The organism is Streptomyces sp. MBT53 (assembly GCF_016654115.1).
Lineage (GTDB): Bacteria > Actinomycetota > Actinomycetes > Streptomycetales > Streptomycetaceae > Streptomyces.
In genome coordinates this window covers 65,338-82,152 of the sequence record NZ_JAEQAZ010000049.1, presented here as the reverse complement: position 1 = coordinate 82,152, position 16,815 = coordinate 65,338, and the positions used below count along the sequence as shown (strand labels likewise).

Genomic DNA, 16,815 nt, shown 5'->3' with positions numbered 1-16,815 from the left:
CTCGGCGGGGGCCTGGGCGGCGGGTCCGCGGCCGGTGAGCCCACGCGGGCGGAGTCCGACCAGATCATGAGCGACCTGCGGGAACTGCTGGAGAACCGGGAGCAGGCGGAGTCGGCGCAGGGCGAGGTCACGGTGCGCTGGGCGTACGAGGTGATCGCCCCGGCGCTCGCCGGCGCCGTGGTCCTGGCGATCCTGCTGGCGACGGGCTGACCGGAGCCGAGAGCCGCGCCTGCCGGTGACCCGGGGTGACTTGGTGACTCGGTGACCGGTTGACCTGACCGCATCGGCACCCGTCCCTCCCCGTTCACAGTTTTCCGGGTCATCATTCGACCCGAACTCGGCCGCGACGGCGGTCCCCCCCACCCGGAGGCGAAGCCGAGCCACGCCGACCACGCCCGTGGTCCGAGTCTCTGGGAAGTCATGGACACGAACGTCCGGGAGCCGCTGCGGCTGCCCGCCTCCGCGATACCCGACGGCGCCCTCCGCTGGCGCGGCGAGCCGGTGCGACGGTGGACGGAGGCGCTGCCGCCGCGCCGGACATCGGTACGGCTGCGGCTGCGGTACCTCAAGCTCGTGGTGCTGTGCGCCTGGCTCGCCGGGTACGGGCTGATGTACTCCGCCCACCTCTCCCCGTATCTCGCGGCCGTGCTGCCGCTCCAGGCGGTCTGGCTGCTGTGGCGGCCCGAGGCGATGTGGTACACGGCGTCGGCCCTGTTCACCGCCCTGGTCGTGCAGGAGTCGTTCGCGCCGGTGACCTGGTGGGTGTTCGCCCTCGCCGCTCCGCTGCTGGCGGGCTCGGTCGCCCTCGCCGAGATCCGCACCCGCGCGGGTCGGCGGCAACGGGAGGCGGCCCTGGCCGCGTCCGGCGGCGTCACCGCGCTCCTCCCCGATGCGGGCAGGCCGGTCCGGCGCGGCGGCTTCCTCATCGGTGCCGGAACGTTCCTGCTCGTACCCGGCGCCGTACTGACCGCCCTGGCACCCCTCTTCCCCGGTGCCGAGAACCAACGGACCGCCGCGATGACCGGCTGCTGTGCGATGGGACTCGGCTTCACGGTCCTGCTGTCCGGTGTGCTGGGCCGACGGCGGGCCCGCGCGCTGCGGCAGGCTCCGGCACCCGTCCTGCGTGTGCTCGTCCGGGACACCGCGCACGCCGACACGGAGGTGCTCGCCGCCGACGACCCGGCCGCGCTGCGGCCCCTGTTCCGGATCGCCGTCTCGGATCCGGACAGGACGGCCGCTGGCGTCCACACCGTCGACCCCGCCGAGAAGGACGCGGAGAACCCTGAGGACCCGAAGGACCCTGAAGACCCGAAGAACCCTGAGGACGCCGACGACCTCCCCACCGCCCTCGACGACGTCGTCGACGACGTTCTCGACGACGTCCTCGGCGGCGGCGGTGTCCCCGTCGAGCGTTCCGGCCCCCTCCGCGAAGCCGTCCTCTACGGCACCCCCTACGACGGCGCCGAGATCCTCCTCGTCAGCGCCCCCTCGAAGCCGGGCGGGGCGCCGCGATCGCAGTGGTCGACCGGGCCCGTGCGGCCGTTGTCGGAGCCCGAGGTGCGGCGGCGGCTCGTGCGGGCGAAGCGGGCGGCGGTCCGGGCGGCCCGGAGCGACGCGCGGCACGCGGAACTGGTCGCGGCCGTGCGGGCGCAGAGCATCGACATCGTGCCGGTACGGCGCTGGCGGGCGGGCCCGGTGGACTGGCTGGCGACCTTCCTCCTGGCGCAGTGCGGCGTCTGGCTGTACTGGGTCGCGATCGACGAGAGCCTCTGGCATCACGTCCTGCTGATCTTCGTGAGCGTGGGGGGAGCCACCCGGATCCCCGTGAAGCTGTCCTGGCGCATCACCGCCGACCGCACCGGCATCTGGCTGAACGGTCTGCGCCGGCCGCGGCACATCCCCTGGAAGGACCTCCGCTCGGCCCGCCGCGAGGGGTTCGACCTGAAGCTCCGCTGGCGCGGCGGCGACACGTGGGTGGTCGCCGCCCCGCACTCGGCCCGGCTGCAGCGCAGACGCGGTGTGATCCACCCCTACGACGCCATCGCCGCCGAACTCTCCGCGATGATCGCCGACCCCGCCCTGCGGCCCACCGGCGAGAGCGGGGAGGAGGAGCGCGGGCGCCCGCTGTGGCCGTTCGCCGCGGTCCTCGGTATCGCCTGGATCGCGGTGCTCGTCACGCGGTGGCTGTACTGACCGGTCGATGCCCGCCGGAACGCGTCACCCCCGGCCGGGGCGTCCCCGCCGCCGGCCTCTACTGGGGCGACCTCACCCTCCAGTCCTGCGTGGGACCGGACACGGGGTTCAGCTACCTGGTACGGAACTGAACCCCGTACCGGGGGCAAGGGAGTTGGCGACGGACCGCTCAGATACCGGCCGCCGCCGACAGGTCCCGCTTGATGGTGGCGAGGGTCTCGGCGGCCCGCGCACGGGCCGCCGGGAGGTCGGCGTGCGCGGCCACGGGGACCACGACCTCCAGGTAGCACTTCAGTTTGGGCTCGGTACCGCTGGGCCGGACGATGACACGGGCACCGTCGAGCGTGTAGCGCAGCCCGTCCGTGGGCGGGAGCAGCTCAGTGCCCTCGGTCAGATCCTCGGCCTTGGTGACGGCGAGCCCGGCCAACTCGGTCGGCGGCTGCTCGCGCAGTCGCCGCATGGCGTCAGCGATGACGGTCAAGTCCTCGACGCGCACCGACAGTTGATCGGTGGCGTGCAGACCGTGTTCGACGGCGAGATCGTCGAGAAGGTCCAGCAGATCGCGGCCCTCCTCCTTCAACTCGGAGGCCAGTTCGGTGATCAGCAGGGCGGCGGTGATGCCGTCCTTGTCGCGCACACCGTCCGGGTCGACGCAGTAGCCGAGGGCCTCCTCATAGCCGTAGCGAAGCCCTTCCACCCGGGCGATCCACTTGAAGCCGGTGAGGGTCTCCTCGTAGGGCAGGCCCGCCTTCTCGGCGATGCGGCCGAGCAGGGACGAGGAGACGATCGACTCGGCGAAGGTGCCCCGGGCGCCGCGCCGTACGAGGTGCGCGGCGAGCAGCGAGCCGACCTCGTCACCGCGGAGCATGCGCCAGTCGCCCTCGGCCTTCACCGCTACGGCGCAGCGGTCGGCGTCGGGGTCGTTGGCGATGATCAGGTCGGGGTCCGTGGCCCGGGCGCGCGCGAAGGCGAGGTCCATCGCGCCCGGCTCCTCCGGGTTGGGGAAGGCGACGGTCGGGAAGTCCGGGTCGGGCTCGGCCTGTTCGGCGACGAGCACAGGTGCCGGGAACCCGGCGCGGGCGAACGCGGCCAGCAGGACGTCCTTGCCGACGCCGTGCATCGCCGTGTAGACGGTACGGGCGGTGCGGGGGGAGCCGGGGGAGAGAACGGCGTCGGTACGGGCGAGATAGGCGTCCAGGACGGCGTCGTCGAGGATCTCCCACCCGTCCTCCCGGCGGGGCACATCGTGCAGGGAGCCGATCGCCTCGATCTGGGCGGCGATCTCCGCGTCGGCAGGGGGCACGATCTGGGAGCCGTCGCCGAGGTAGACCTTGTAGCCGTTGTCCCGGGGCGGGTTGTGGCTTGCGGTGACCTCCACGCCCGCGATCGCGCCCAAGTGCCTTATGGCGAAGGCGAGTACGGGGGTGGGGAGCGGCCGGGGCAGCACGGCGGCCCGGAGCCCCGCACCGGTCATCACGGCGGCGGTGTCGCGGGCGAAGTCCGCGGACTTGTGCCGGGCGTCGTAGCCGATGACGACGACGCCGTCGGTGTGACCCTGCTGCTTGAGGTACGCGGCGAGGCCGGCGGCGGCACGGATGACGACTGCGCGGTTCATCCGCATGGGTCCGGCACCGAGTTCGCCGCGGAGGCCGGCGGTGCCGAACTGGAGGGTGCCGCGGAAGCGCTCCGCGAGTTCCGTGACGTCCCCGGCGTCGATGAGCTTGCCCAGCTCCTCGCGGGTGTCCGCGTCGGGGTCCTCGGCGAGCCAGGTCTTGGCCCGCGCGATGAGATCGTCGTCGTGCACGTCAGGTCAACCTCTCGTGGTGTTGGTGTACGTCGGCTTCTCGACTGACCGAGACGGGCGGGCGGGTGGGCAAATTTCTGAACCGTGCCTACAGTCGGCCCAGCACCTGGGCCAACAGTGAGCCCATCTGCGTAGCGGAGTCCCGCCCCGCCTGAAGAACCTCCTCGTGGTTCAACGGTTCCCCCGTCATCCCCGCGGCAAGGTTGGTCACCAGGGAAATACCCAGCACCTCCGCACCGGCCTCCCTCGCGGCGATGGCCTCCAGCACCGTGGACATCCCCACCAGGTCCGCCCCGATCACCCGAGCCATCCGGATCTCCGCCGGAGTCTCGTAGTGCGGCCCGGGGAACTGGACGTAGACACCCTCCTCCAGACCAGCGTCGATCTCCTTGCACAGCGCCCGCAGCCGCGGCGAATACAGATCCGTCAGGTCGACGAAGTTCGCACCGATGATCGGGGAGGCGGCCGTGAGGTTGATGTGGTCGCTGATCAGCACAGGCTGTCCAGGCCGCATGCCTTCCCGCAGCCCCCCGCAGCCGTTGGTCAGCACGATGGTCTTGCAGCCGGCGGCGACGGCGGTACGGACCCCGTGCGCGACGGCGGCGACACCGCGCCCCTCGTAGTAGTGGGTACGGCCGAGAAAGACCAGCGCGCGCTTGTCGCCGATGGCGTACGAGCGGACCCGCCCACCATGCCCCTCGACGGCCGGCGGCGGGAATCCGGGCAGCTCGGTGACGGGGAAGTCGGCCTCGGGCACACCGAGCGCGTCGACGGCCGGCCCCCAGCCGGAGCCCATCACAAGAGCGACGTCGTGGGTCTCGGCGCCCGTCAGTTCGCGCAGGCGCGTGGCGGCGGCGTCAGCGGCGGCGTGGGGGTCGCCCTGGATGTCGTCCGGAAGAAGAGATGCGTTCACGCGGTTGAGGGTAGCTGGTCTGGGCCTACGCGCGTAGATGACAGAGCTCACGGGATTGCGATCGTTGTCTTGTCGTTTCCAACGAGCCCCGCGACCAACGCAGTGTGTGGGAACCCCTCAGCCCACCCCGTGAAAGCGCTCAGCAGGGCCGCTTCCGCAGCTCCATCACATAGTCATGGGGTGCCCCGGCAGACTCGGCGGCATCGGCCAGCTCGCCAAGATAACGAGCCGACGGCAGTCCCCCCTCATACCCGTTGAGCACATACACCCAGGCGGGTTCCTCGCCGTCCAGGGTGTGCACCCGCACCCGCATCCGCCGGTAGACGTCGAGCCCGACGCCCTCCCACCGGTCCATGGAGTCCTCGTCGGGCGGCGCGATCTCGTACAGCGCGACGAAGACCTGGGAGCGCGGCGCCTCCACGATGGTCGCGAGCGCGCCCTCCCAGCCCATGTGCTCACCGCCGAAGGTCAGCCGCCATCCGTTCAGCCAGCCCGTGGCGCGCAACGGCGAGTGCGGGGCGCGGCGGGTCATCAGCCGCGCGTCGAGATTGCCGGCGTACGCGGCGTAGAGCGACATGCTCCGAGAGTACGGCAGCGAACCCACCCGCCACTCCCGTAACCGGGGGTACTCAGGCCACCCGCGTACGGCGCGAAGGTGACGTGTCGGGGGGTGTCCGCCCGCAGCGGTTGGCGCGTCAACACCCCGAAAATCTTGCGAGACCGATTCCGCGCCGTTCCGAGGACGGACACCCCCCGGCGCGGCACCGACCCACAACGAACCGCAGGCGACCCACACCAAACCGTAGGCGCACCACGCACCCCCGCCGCCCCCGGGCGGAAGCATCTTGAAGCGTGCGGGACAATGGGGTACGTGACTCGGATCGTGATCATCGGTGGCGGACCCGGCGGCTATGAAGCGGCGCTGGTGGCAGCGCAGCTCGGCGCGGAGGTGACCGTCGTCGACTGCGACGGTCTGGGCGGGGCGTCGGTGCTGACCGACTGCGTGCCGTCGAAGACCCTTATCGCGACGGCCGAGGTGATGACCACCTTCGACTCGTCGTACGAGGAACTGGGCATCATCGTCGCCGACGACACTCCACCGCTGGAACAAGCAGCCCGGGTCGTCGGCGTGGATCTAGGCAAGGTGAACCGCCGTGTGAAGCGCCTCGCGCTCGCCCAGTCGCACGACATCACAGCCTCCGTGACCCGAGCCGGCGCCCGTGTCATGCGCGGCCGGGGCAGGCTCGACGGCATGCAGGCGATCGACGGTTCCCGCAAGGTGATCGTCAAGGCGGCGGACGGCACAGAGGAGACCCTCGTGGCCGACGCCGTCCTTATCGCGACCGGCGGCCACCCCCGCGAACTGGACGACGCCCGCCCCGACGGCGAGCGCATCCTGAACTGGACCCAGGTCTACGACCTCACCGAACTCCCCGAAGAGCTGATCGTGGTCGGCTCCGGTGTCACCGGTGCCGAGTTCGCCGGCGCCTACCAGGCCCTCGGCTCCAAGGTCACCCTCGTCTCCTCCCGCGACCGGGTCCTCCCCGGCGAGGACCCGGACGCGGCCGCCGTACTCGAGGACGTCTTCCGCCGCCGCGGCATGAACGTGATGGCCCGCTCCCGCGCCCAGTCCGCCAAGCGCGTCGGCGACAAGGTCGAAGTGGTCCTCGCCGACGGCCGCGTGATCACCGGCTCCCACTGCCTGATGGCGGTAGGCGCCATCCCGAACTCCGCGGGCATGGGCCTGGAGGAGGCGGGCGTCAGACTGCGCGACTCGGGCCACATCTGGACCGACAAGGTGTCCCGGACGACCGCCCCGGGCGTCTACGCGGCCGGTGACGTGACCGGCATCTTCGCGCTCGCCTCGGTGGCCGCGATGCAGGGCCGTATCGCGATGTACCACTTCCTCGGCGACGCGGTGGCCCCGCTCAACCTGAAGACGGTGTCTTCGAACGTCTTCACCGACCCGGAGATCGCCACGGTCGGCTACTCCCAAGCAGACGTAGACGCAGGCAAGATCGACGCACGCGTAGTCAAGCTCCCCCTCCTCCGCAACCCGCGAGCGAAGATGCAGGGCATCCGCGACGGCTTCGTCAAGATCTTCTGCCGCCCGGGCACCGGGATCATCGTCGGCGGCGTGGTCGTAGCCCCCCGCGCCTCGGAACTGATCCACCCCATCTCGATCGCCGTCGACAACAATCTGACGGTCGAACAGATCGCGAACGCCTTCACCGTCTACCCGTCCCTTTCGGGCTCGATCGCCGAGGTGGCCCGACAGCTGCACACCCGCAAGGCGACGGGCGAAGTCTGAGGCCGGACCGACTCCCCGCTGGTCACGGGGAGTTGCCGCCCATTCGCTCGGCATAGGCGCCGGGACTACCCCCTATACCACTTCTCGCCCTCCTGTGCGAACAACTTCTGCTATTCACCGCAAACAGCTGAAAGCAGACGGTCGTTGGGGTTACTGTCAGTTTCGTGTTCGCTGCAGAACGTCGCCAATTGATCCTCGAAATGGTGCGAGCGAATGGGGCTGTATCGCTCCGTGAGCTCGCCCGCGTCGTCCAGACCTCCGAAGTGACCGTACGGCGGGACGTGCGCGCACTGGAGGCAGAAGGACTCCTCGACCGCCGGCACGGCGGTGCGGTATTGCCGGGCGGGTTCACGCGGGAGTCCGGCTTTCCGCAGAAATCGCATCTCGCGACCGCCGAGAAGACGGCCATCGCCGATCTCGCCGCGAGCTTCGTCGAAGAAGGCGAAGCGATCGTGGTAGGGGCGGGTACCACCACACAGGAGCTGGCCCGCCGGCTCGCCCGGGTCCCCGGACTGACCGTAGTCACCAACTCCCTCCTTGTCGCCCAGGCGTTGGCCCACGCCAACCGCGTGGAGGTCGTGATGACCGGGGGCACCCTGCGCGGTTCCAACTACGCGCTGGTGGGCAGCGGGGCCGAGCAGTCCCTCCAGGGGCTGCGTGTCTCCCGGGCCTTCCTCTCCGGAAGCGGGCTCACCGCCGAGCGCGGCCTGTCCACGTCCAACATGCTGTCGGCGTCCGTCGACCGGGCCCTCGTGCAGGCGGCGGCCGAGGTCGTCGTCCTCGCCGACCACACCAAGCTCGGTACGGACACCATGTTCCAGACCGTGCCCACGGACGTGATCACCCGCCTCGTCACCGACGAGCCCCCGGGCCACGACGACCGCGCCGCCACGGAGTTGCAGGCCCTTGCCGATCAGGGGGTGCAGATCGCCGTGGCCGGCGCGGCCGGAGGCCAGGGGGGTGATCAGACCCCGACGCGGGAACAACGCCGCCGGGACGTACCCCTTCCGGCACCGCGACGGGGTCAAGTACCGGGGCTGCGCTCGGCGGGCGTACTGACGGGGGAGTCCCCGGAACGGGAACGCGCCGCGAGGGTGGCGGATCTGCGCAGGCGTTGACCGGGCGCGGTTGTCGACTGCGGGCCGGTCAGGGCTGGCCGCGCAGTTCCCCGAGCCCCTAAAAACGGCCTGCATTTAGGGGCGCGGGGAACTGCGCGACCAGCCACGACGGCGCGGCAGACGAAGCACTACGGCTTCAACCCGCGCAACGTCAACGTCAGCAATCTGTCCGCCAGTTCAGGGTCCCCCGGGTTGCCCTCAGCGGCGAGCGCAATCGCATGCGTCAGCTGAAGCAGATCACCGATCTCGACGTCACCACGCACGTCACCGCCGTCCTGCGCCCGCGAGAGCAGCGCACCCCCGGCCTCCCGGATAGGCGCGCTGCACCGGCCCAGCGCCGACGTGTCGTCGTCGGCCACGGCCATCAACGCCCGTGAAAGCCCCCGGTACTCACTCGCATGCGCCACCATCTCCCGCAACCAGCTCACCAGAGCCACACACGGCTGCGGAGCGGACTGCAACTCCCGTGAACGCGCGAGGAGTTCACCCACCGCGTCCTCGAAGACCGCGCTCATCAGGGACTGCCGGTTCGGGAAGTGCCGATACAGCGTGCCGATGCCGACGCCCGCACGCCGGGCCACGTCCTCCAGGGACGCGTCCGTGCCGTGCGCGGCGAAGGACACCCGGGCCTCGGCGAGCAGCCGCTCATAGTTGCGGCGGGCGTCGGCACGCAGCCCCGCCGGCGGCCTGGCCGTGTCAGCCACGGGTCCCACCTGCCCTCCTCGGCGCGACAAGGCGCGATACAGCGAGATACGGCGCTGTCCCGTCACATTACAGAGGTGCCCGGCGGACAGGCTGTTCCTGTCGGCCGGGCACCTCTGGACGTACCGCCGGATCAGTCCTTGATCTCGCAGATCGCGGCGCCGGACGTGATGGACGCACCGACCTCCGCGCCAAGGCCCTTGATCGTGCCGGACTTGTGCGCGTTCAGCGGCTGTTCCATCTTCATCGCTTCGAGTACGACGATGAGGTCGCCCTCCTTGACCTCCTGGCCCTCCTCGACCGCGACCTTGACGATCGTGCCCTGCATCGGCGAGGCGAGGGTGTCACCGGAGGCGACGGGCCCGGACTTCTTGGCCGCCCGGCGCTTCGGCTTGGCCCCCGCCGCGAGACCGGTGCGGGCCAGCGACATGCCGAGCGAGACCGGCAGGGAGACCTCAAGGCGCTTGCCGCCGACCTCGACGACGATCGTCTCGCGGTCGGCGTCCTCGTCCGCCTCGGCGTCCGTGGGAGCCGCGAAGGGCTTGATGTCGTTGACGAACTCGGTCTCGATCCACCGGGTGTGGACCGTGAACGGCTCGGCGGAGCCGGTGAGTTCGGGGGCGAACGCCGGGTCCTTCACCACCGCGCGGTGGAAGGGGATCGCCGTGGCCATGCCCTCGACCCGGAACTCCTCCAGCGCCCGCGCGGCACGCTGCAGAGCCTGCTCGCGGGTCGCGCCGGTGACGATCAGCTTGGCGAGCAGCGAGTCCCACGCCGGACCGATCACCGAACCCGACTCGACACCCGCGTCCAGCCGGACACCCGGCCCGGACGGCGCGTCGAACGTCGTGACGGTGCCGGGCGCGGGCAGGAAGCCGCGGCCCGGGTCCTCGCCGTTGATGCGGAACTCGAAGGAGTGGCCGCGCAGTTCGGGATCGCCGTAACCGAGTTCCTCGCCGTCCGCGACACGGAACATCTCGCGGACGAGGTCGATGCCGGCGACCTCCTCGGTGACCGGGTGCTCCACCTGAAGGCGGGTGTTGACCTCGAGGAAGGAGATCGTGCCGTCCTGCCCGACGAGGAACTCGACGGTCCCGGCGCCGACGTAGCCGGCCTCCTTCAGGATCGCCTTGGACGACGAGTACAGCTCGGCGACCTGCGCCTCGGAGAGGAAGGGCGCGGGCGCCTCCTCGACCAGCTTCTGGTGCCGGCGCTGGAGCGAGCAGTCACGCGTCGACACGACGACCACGTTGCCGTGGGTGTCGGCGAGGCACTGGGTCTCCACGTGCCGGGGCTTGTCGAGGTAGCGCTCGACGAAGCACTCGCCGCGCCCGAAGGCGGCGACGGCCTCGCGGACCGCGGAGTCGTACAGCTCGGGAACCTCTTCGAGCGTGCGGGCCACCTTCAGACCGCGACCGCCGCCACCGAAGGCGGCCTTGATCGCGATGGGCAGCCCGTGCTGCTCGGCGAACGCGACGACCTCGTCCGAGCCCGACACCGGGTCCGGCGTACCGGCCACCAGCGGGGCACCGGCACGCTGCGCGATGTGCCGGGCGGCGACCTTGTCACCGAGGTCCCGGATCGCCTGCGGCGGCGGGCCGATCCAGATCAGGTCGGCGTCGAGCACCGCCTGCGCGAACTCGGCGTTCTCGGACAGGAAGCCGTAGCCGGGGTGGACGGCGTCGGCACCGGACTCACGGGCCGCGTTCAGGACCTTCTCGATGTCCAGGTAGCTGCTCGCCGGTGTGTCACCGCCCAGGGCGAACGCCTCATCCGCGGCGCGGACATGCAGAGCGTCCCGGTCCGGGTCGGCGTATACGGCCACGCTCGCGATCCCGGCATCCCGGCAGGCCCGGGCAACGCGGACAGCGATTTCGCCACGATTGGCGATGAGCACCTTGCGCACGATTGAGGCTCCCTCCTTGAAACAAGCCGAGTTTAGGGACTGCCGACACGGCGCATCGACCCGTCCCCTGTGGTGAGCTTGCCCACACGGAGCGTGATACGAGGCCCGCTCGACCCGCGAAATCCCTTGTCGCACCTCGGTACGCAGGACTCCTCGGAGAAACCCTAGCCCTCCGGTGTGGTCAAGGTCTCTGTGAGAGCGTGCCGCGCGCCACGCCGTTTCTTTGTGGAGTCCCTACGAATGGCCCAATGATTCTTTGCCCCTGACACAACCCTTGTCCCGAGGTTTACCCGTTAGTAGCGTTCGGGATGTCTCGAACGGAAGTGGGTGGGGGCCGGTGGTGCGCAGACCGGTGGCATGGATCTTGACGGTGGTCCTCTTCGTGGAGGCCTTCGGAGTGGCCGCGCTGAACTGGTTCCTGGGGATCGTCGCCGACCGCCAGAACATGTCCCTGGCCGGCATCGACCCGGACGCGATGTCCGTCAGCTCGAAGATCGGCGGAGTCGTCTTCGGCCTCTACTTCCTGCTGTGCGCCGTGGTCGCCCTGCTGGTCGCGGTCCGCGACCGGGCCCCGGCCGGCCTCGGCCGCATCCTGCTGATCAGCGTGGCCGTGGTGCACGGACTGCTGGCCGCGTTCGCGTGGGCCATGGTGGAGGGCAAGACCGGGTTCGTGTTCCTGGTCGTGGTGCTCGGCCTCGTCGTCCTGCTCCTGATGACCTACGACCGTCTGGAGGGGCCCTCGGACGCGGCACCGGCATCGGACGGCCCACACGGCTCGGACGGCCCCAAGGACCCCGAGCAGCCCGACAAGGACCCGGCGCCGATCGTCCCGCCGCCTGCCCCCAGCCCCTCCTGATCGCTACTTGTCCCGGGGCGTCCACAACTCCGTGATGCCGACGCCCAGTTGACCCAGCAGGCGGCGAACGAGCGGCAGGCTGATGCCGATCACGTTGCCGTGGTCGCCGTCGATGCCCTCGATGAACGGCGCCGAACGGCCGTCGAGCGTGAACGCCCCTGCCACGTAAAGGGGTTCGCCCGAGGCGACGTACGCGGCGACCTCGGCGTCGGTCGGCTCGCCGAAGCGGACGACGGTCGACGCGGTCGCCGACACGTACCGGCCGCTCGTCGTGTCGTAGACGCAGTGCCCGGTCTGGAGTGTGCCGGCCCGGCCGCGCATCGACTTCCAGCGGGCGGTGGCCTCCTCGGCGTCGGCGGGCTTGCCGAGGGCTTCGCCGTCGAGGTCCAGCACCGAGTCGCAGCCGATCACCAGGGCGCCGTGCACCTCCGGTCGGGCGGCCACCACGGACGCTTTTGCCTCGGCGAGTGCGAGGGCGAGGTCGGCCGGGGTGGAGGCTGAGACCGCGTCCTCGTCCACCCCGCTCACGATCACCTCGGGGTCCAGTCCCGCCTGGCGCAGGAGGCCCAGCCGGGCGGGGGACTGGGAGGCGAGCACGAGGCGGCGGCGCGGCTGATCTGTCATACGACCAGGGTATCGGCGGCGCCGCGGCCGCCTACGCCAGTCCGAGCACGATCATCGCCAGGACCATCGCCAGTGCCATGAGTATGCCGAGCCGCCGCAACATGACCTGCATCTCCCGTAGTTCCTCGGGAGGCTCGTCATCGGGGTCGGACCACAACATGGCACCAGCGTGCGGGTTGGCAGGGGCGCGGCGCCTGAGTACGGGTACTTAAATTCTTGCCCGGGATTGTTCCTCTGTGCGCCCACGCGGCGGAGCCGCAAATCGACACAGCCCCGCGCCCCTGAAAAATGACCGCTCAGCCGGGCCAGAAAGTGCGGGTCCATGCACTCGGGCCCGGGATCGGGAGCCTCGCCGTCGCGATCCTCGACGGGTCCGACCACGCGTCGCGCTGCCTCGGCGCGCCCGGCGGTGTGGTCGTCGCCGCCGCGGCGCGGGCCCTGACCACCGCCAGGGCGGCGGCCAGTTCCTCCGGGGTCGGGTTGCCTCTTACGACTTTGATGTTCATGGAGGCCGCTCCTCTACAGGGGGATGTTGCCGTGCTTCTTCGGGGGCAACGACTCGCGCTTGGTGCGGAGTTGGCGCAGGCCCCGGACCACGTGGCGGCGGGTGTCGGAGGGGAGGACGACCGCGTCGATGTAGCCGCGCTCGGCCGCGATGTAGGGGTTGAGGAGGGTGTCCTCGTACTCCTGGATGAGGCGGGCGCGGACCGCGTCCAGGTCCTCGCCGGCCGCCTCGGCCTCGGCGAGCGTGCGGCGGTGCAGGATGTTGACCGCGCCCTGGGCGCCCATGACGGCGATCTGGGCGGTCGGCCAGGCGAGGTTGAGGTCGGCGCCCAGGTGCTTGGAGCCCATGACGTCGTAGGCGCCGCCGAAGGCCTTGCGGGTGATCACCGTGATGAGCGGGACCGTCGCCTCCGCGTACGCGTAGATCAGCTTCGCGCCCCTGCGGATGATGCCGTAGTGCTCCTGGTCGACGCCCGGGAGGAAGCCGGGGACGTCCACGAAGGTGATGACCGGGACGTTGAACGCGTCGCAGGTGCGGACGAAGCGCGCCGCCTTCTCGGACGCGTCGATGTCCAGGCAACCCGCGAACTGCATGGGCTGGTTGGCGACGATGCCCACCGGGCGGCCCTCGACCCGGCCGAAACCGGTGAGGATGTTCGGTGCGAACAGGGCCTGCGTCTCGAAGAACTCGGCGTCGTCCAGGACGTGTTCGATCACCGTGTGCATGTCGTACGGCTGGTTCGCGCTGTCCGGGACCAGGGTGTCCAGCTCGCGGTCCTCGTCCGTGACGGCGAGGTCCGCCTCCTCCGGGAACGCGGGGGGTTCGCTGAGGTTGTTGGACGGGAGGTACGACAGCAGCTGCTTGACGTACTCGATCGCGTCCTTCTCGTCGCCCGCCATGTGATGGGCCACGCCGGACACGGAGTTGTGGGTGCGCGCGCCGCCCAGCTCCTCGAAGCCCACGTCCTCGCCGGTGACCGTCTTGATGACGTCCGGTCCTGTGATGAACATGTGCGAGGTCTGGTCGACCATCACCGTGAAGTCGGTGATCGCGGGGGAGTACACCGCTCCGCCCGCGCACGGGCCGACGACCAGGCTGATCTGCGGGATCACGCCGCTCGCGTGGGTGTTGCGGCGGAAGATCTCGCCGTACGCCCCGAGCGAGGCCACGCCCTCCTGGATGCGGGCGCCGCCGGAGTCGTTGATGCCGATGACCGGGCAGCCGGTCTTCAGCGCGAAGTCCATCACCTTGACGATCTTCTGGCCGTAGACCTCGCCCAGGGCGCCGCCGAAGACCGTGAAGTCCTGGGAGAACACGGCGATGGGGCGGCCGTCGACCGTGCCGTAGCCGGAGACGACACCGTCGCCGTAGGGGCGGTTCTTCTCCAGGCCGAAGTCCGTGGACCGGTGCCGGGTGAACTCGTCGAACTCGACGAAGGAGTCCTCGTCGAGGAGCAGCTCGATCCGCTCACGGGCCGTCAACTTGCCCTTGGCGTGCTGCTTTTCGACCGCTCGTTCCGAGCCCGCGTGCGTCGCCTCCTGGGTGCGGCGCCGAAGATCCGCGATCTTCCCGGCGGTGGTGTGGATGTCGATCTCTTGAGGCGCTTCCGGCTCGGACATCGGGATTACGGCTCCCTGCCTGCTCAAAAGGGGGGACGGTTACTCATTCGTAGAGTAGTGGCGGGCCTACCGATCGGCAGTGCGGCGTACAACACACCTAGGGTGGCTTGCATGACGCCGCGAGATGCCTCAGACGAGAACAGCAGTCGTTGGTCCGATCTGGACCGTCCACCGCTCAACGGCGCCGCGCTGCGCAAGGGCCTGGTGCGGGACGGCGGCCACGCGGGCCTCTACTGCGACATCGAGGTCGTGCAGCGCACCGGGTCCACCAACGCCGACCTCGTCGCCCGCGCGGTCGCGGGGGACGCCGACGAGGGTGCGGTGCTCGTCGCCGAGGAGCAGACCGCCGGGCGCGGGCGCCTCGACCGGCAGTGGACGGCACCGGCCCGCTCCGGGCTCTTCTTCTCCGTCCTCCTGAAGCCGGGCGAGGTCCCCGTCTCCCGCTGGGGCTGGCTCCCGCTGCTCACCGGTGTCGCCGTCGCCACGGGCCTGTCCCGGGCGGCCGGCGTCGACACGGCACTCAAGTGGCCCAACGACCTGCTGGTGACTGTCGGTGGCGAGGAACGCAAGGCCGGCGGCATCCTCGCCGAGCGCGCCGGGGACGACGCGGTGGTCATCGGCGTCGGCATCAACGTCACCCTCCGCGAGGACGAGCTGCCCGTGCCGCAGGCCGCCTCCCTGGCCCTGGCCGGTGCCGTCACCACGGACCGCGACCCCCTGCTGCGGGCGGTCCTGCGGTCCCTGGAGCACTGGTACGACAAGTGGCGAGCGGCGGGCGGGGACCCGGTGGAGAGCGGCCTCCAGGAGACCTACGCGGCCGGTTGCGCCACGCTCGGCCGGACCGTACGGGCCGAGCTGCCCGGGGACCGGTCGATCACCGGGGAGGCCGTGGCCATCGACGGGGACGGGCGGCTGGTGCTCGCGACGGAGGACGGCGTGCAGGAGCCCGTGGGGGCGGGCGACATCGTGCATCTGCGCCCCGCGTGACCCCGACCGCTCTTGTGACAGCTTTGTCCCCGTGACTCACGGAGTGAGCTGGCCCACACCTGCCGTAGCATTGGGCCCGGTCGATACCTGACCGTGGCAGATCGGAAGGGCAGCAGGCGTGACCGTCGACGACACGGGCTCCGGCGCGGACGCGGACGGCCGGGTGGACCCCGATGCCGCCGGTGGCCGGGCCGACCCCTATGCCGCCGATCCCGGCGAAGACCCCCTCGCGCTGCGCCTCGAAGGGCTCATCCTCGGCGCGGAGCGCCGCTACACCCCGTTCCAGGCGGCCCGTACCGCCGGTGTCTCCATGGAGCTGGCCACCCGTTTCTGGCGCGCCATGGGCTTCGCCGACGTGGGCCAGGCCAAGGCGTTCACGGAGGCGGACGTCCTCGCGCTGCGCCGCCTGGCCGGTCTGGTCGAGGCGGGGCTGCTGAGCGAGGCGATGGCCGTGCAGGTGGCCCGTTCCACCGGGCAGACCACCGCGCGGCTGGCCGGCTGGCAGATGGACTCGTTCCTGGAGGGCCTGACCGAGCCGCCCGAGCCCGGCATGTCCCGCACCGAGGTGACGTACCCGATCATCGAGCTGCTGCTGCCCGAGCTGGAGGAGTTCCTCGTCTACGTGTGGCGGCGCCAGCTCGCCGCCTCGGCCGGCCGGGTCGTCCAGGCCAGTGACGACGAGGAGATGGTCGACCGGCGGCTCGCGGTGGGCTTCGCCGACCTGGTGGGCTTCACGCGGCTGACCCGTCGTATGGAGGAAGAGGAACTCGGCGAGCTGGTCGAGGCGTTCGAGACCACCGCCGCCGACCTCGTGGCCGCGCGCGGCGGCCGGCTCATCAAGACCCTGGGCGACGAGGTGCTGTTCTCCGCGGACGACGCCGGGGTCGCCGCCGAGATCTCGCTGCGCCTGATCGAGACCATGGCCCACGACGAGACCATGCCCGAACTCCGCGTGGGCATCGCTTTTGGCACGGTCACGACCCGCATGGGCGACGTCTTCGGCACGACCGTGAACCTCGCCTCGCGGCTCACCTCGATAGCCCCCCGTGACGCCGTCCTCGTCGACAGCGCCTTCGCCGAGGAGCTCATCCGCAGCGGCGAGGCGCCCGCGTCCGAGGCGGAGGCGGCCGAGGCCGCGGCGACCGCCGAGAAGGAGGGCGAGGAGCCTCCGACGTACCGCTTCGCGCTCCAGCCGATGTGGCAACGGCCGGTGCGCGGCCTGGGCGTGGTGGAGCCCTGGCTGCTGACCCGCCGGGACTCGGCCCCGGCTTAGTTCT

Annotated in this window: 16 protein-coding genes and 1 pseudogene; 8 read left to right on the top strand and 9 right to left on the bottom strand. The window is 70.8% G+C overall.

The features are described 5' to 3' along the window. The 3 genes and pseudogenes from JHN45_RS20160 to JHN45_RS20150 form a co-directional block, all read left to right on the top strand. Positions 1 to 210: pseudogene (locus JHN45_RS20160) on the top strand (PH domain-containing protein); the annotation flags it as partial. A 210-nt stretch (positions 211 to 420) separates the two neighbouring features. After that, the gene (locus JHN45_RS20155; RefSeq protein ID WP_201049908.1) at positions 421 to 2,193 is read left to right on the top strand and encodes a hypothetical protein; all 1,773 of its coding nucleotides are present in this window, start codon (positions 421 to 423) and stop codon (positions 2,191 to 2,193) included. Next, positions 2,181 to 2,324, top strand: coding sequence for a hypothetical protein (locus JHN45_RS20150; protein ID WP_201049907.1), 144 nt, complete (start codon positions 2,181 to 2,183; stop codon positions 2,322 to 2,324). The genes JHN45_RS20155 and JHN45_RS20150 overlap by 13 nt, the downstream gene beginning before the upstream one ends. Before the next feature lie 38 nt (positions 2,325 to 2,362). Here the strand turns inward: JHN45_RS20150 and JHN45_RS20145 are convergent, their stop codons facing one another. From JHN45_RS20145 to JHN45_RS20135, 3 genes are all read right to left on the bottom strand, one after another. Then, a complete protein-coding gene (locus JHN45_RS20145) occupies positions 2,363 to 3,997 on the bottom strand; it encodes a phospho-sugar mutase (RefSeq protein ID WP_200717629.1) in 1,635 nt (544 codons plus the stop codon). Positions 3,998 to 4,085: 88 nt separating this feature from the next. Beyond that, positions 4,086 to 4,910: a purine-nucleoside phosphorylase gene (locus tag JHN45_RS20140; protein ID WP_201049906.1), complete on the bottom strand. Its 825-nt coding sequence runs from the start codon at positions 4,908 to 4,910 to the stop codon at positions 4,086 to 4,088. Positions 4,911 to 5,049: 139 nt separating this feature from the next. Further along, complete coding sequence (locus tag JHN45_RS20135; RefSeq protein ID WP_019066947.1) at positions 5,050 to 5,487, bottom strand: gamma-glutamylcyclotransferase; 438 nt, start codon at positions 5,485 to 5,487, stop codon at positions 5,050 to 5,052. A 285-nt stretch (positions 5,488 to 5,772) separates the two neighbouring features. Here JHN45_RS20135 and JHN45_RS20130 point away from each other — a divergent pair, with 285 nt between their 5' ends. Together JHN45_RS20130 and JHN45_RS20125 are read left to right on the top strand one after the other, a co-directional pair. Further along, positions 5,773 to 7,221, top strand: a complete 1,449-nt coding sequence (locus JHN45_RS20130) for an NAD(P)H-quinone dehydrogenase (RefSeq protein WP_019072870.1) — start codon at positions 5,773 to 5,775, stop codon at positions 7,219 to 7,221. A gap of 164 nt (positions 7,222 to 7,385) precedes the next feature. Further along, positions 7,386 to 8,339, top strand: coding sequence for a DeoR/GlpR family DNA-binding transcription regulator (locus tag JHN45_RS20125; RefSeq protein WP_200711661.1), 954 nt, complete (start codon positions 7,386 to 7,388; stop codon positions 8,337 to 8,339). A 128-nt stretch (positions 8,340 to 8,467) separates the two neighbouring features. On the opposite strand, the gene JHN45_RS20120 is transcribed toward JHN45_RS20125, so the two are convergent. Both JHN45_RS20120 and JHN45_RS20115 read right to left on the bottom strand, forming a co-directional pair. Continuing rightward, positions 8,468 to 9,043, bottom strand: coding sequence for a helix-turn-helix domain-containing protein (locus JHN45_RS20120; protein WP_307783142.1), 576 nt, complete (start codon positions 9,041 to 9,043; stop codon positions 8,468 to 8,470). A gap of 131 nt (positions 9,044 to 9,174) precedes the next feature. Continuing rightward, entirely contained in the window at positions 9,175 to 10,947 is a 1,773-nt protein-coding gene (locus tag JHN45_RS20115; protein ID WP_200711662.1) for a biotin carboxylase N-terminal domain-containing protein, read from the bottom strand. A gap of 352 nt (positions 10,948 to 11,299) precedes the next feature. On the opposite strand from JHN45_RS20115, the gene JHN45_RS20110 reads away from it, so the two are divergent. After that, positions 11,300 to 11,803 carry a hypothetical protein gene (locus JHN45_RS20110; RefSeq protein ID WP_201049905.1) on the top strand — a complete coding sequence of 168 codons (504 nt, stop codon included), beginning with the start codon at positions 11,300 to 11,302 and terminating at the stop codon, positions 11,801 to 11,803. 3 nt (positions 11,804 to 11,806) lie between these two features. On the opposite strand, the gene JHN45_RS20105 is transcribed toward JHN45_RS20110, so the two are convergent. From JHN45_RS20105 to JHN45_RS20095, 4 genes are all read right to left on the bottom strand, one after another. Continuing rightward, on the bottom strand, positions 11,807 to 12,427 hold the full coding sequence (locus JHN45_RS20105) for a nucleoside triphosphate pyrophosphatase (protein ID WP_200711664.1): 621 nt from the start codon (positions 12,425 to 12,427) through the stop codon (positions 11,807 to 11,809). 31 nt (positions 12,428 to 12,458) lie between these two features. Then, positions 12,459 to 12,587, bottom strand: coding sequence for a morphogenic membrane protein MmpB (gene mmpB / locus JHN45_RS54060; RefSeq protein ID WP_267930155.1), 129 nt, complete (start codon positions 12,585 to 12,587; stop codon positions 12,459 to 12,461). Between the two features lie 136 nt (positions 12,588 to 12,723). Further along, positions 12,724 to 12,933, bottom strand: coding sequence for an acyl-CoA carboxylase subunit epsilon (locus JHN45_RS20100; protein WP_093628832.1), 210 nt, complete (start codon positions 12,931 to 12,933; stop codon positions 12,724 to 12,726). Between the two features lie 13 nt (positions 12,934 to 12,946). Continuing rightward, complete coding sequence (locus tag JHN45_RS20095; protein WP_200711665.1) at positions 12,947 to 14,551, bottom strand: acyl-CoA carboxylase subunit beta; 1,605 nt, start codon at positions 14,549 to 14,551, stop codon at positions 12,947 to 12,949. A 111-nt stretch (positions 14,552 to 14,662) separates the two neighbouring features. On the opposite strand from JHN45_RS20095, the gene JHN45_RS20090 reads away from it, so the two are divergent. Both JHN45_RS20090 and JHN45_RS20085 read left to right on the top strand, forming a co-directional pair. Beyond that, entirely contained in the window at positions 14,663 to 15,538 is an 876-nt protein-coding gene (locus JHN45_RS20090) for a biotin--[acetyl-CoA-carboxylase] ligase (protein ID WP_201049904.1), read from the top strand. A gap of 118 nt (positions 15,539 to 15,656) precedes the next feature. After that, positions 15,657 to 16,811 (top strand): adenylate/guanylate cyclase domain-containing protein, encoded by a 1,155-nt coding sequence (locus tag JHN45_RS20085; RefSeq protein WP_200711667.1) that lies wholly within the window; start codon positions 15,657 to 15,659, stop codon positions 16,809 to 16,811. The last annotated feature ends 4 nt before the right edge of the window (positions 16,812 to 16,815 follow it).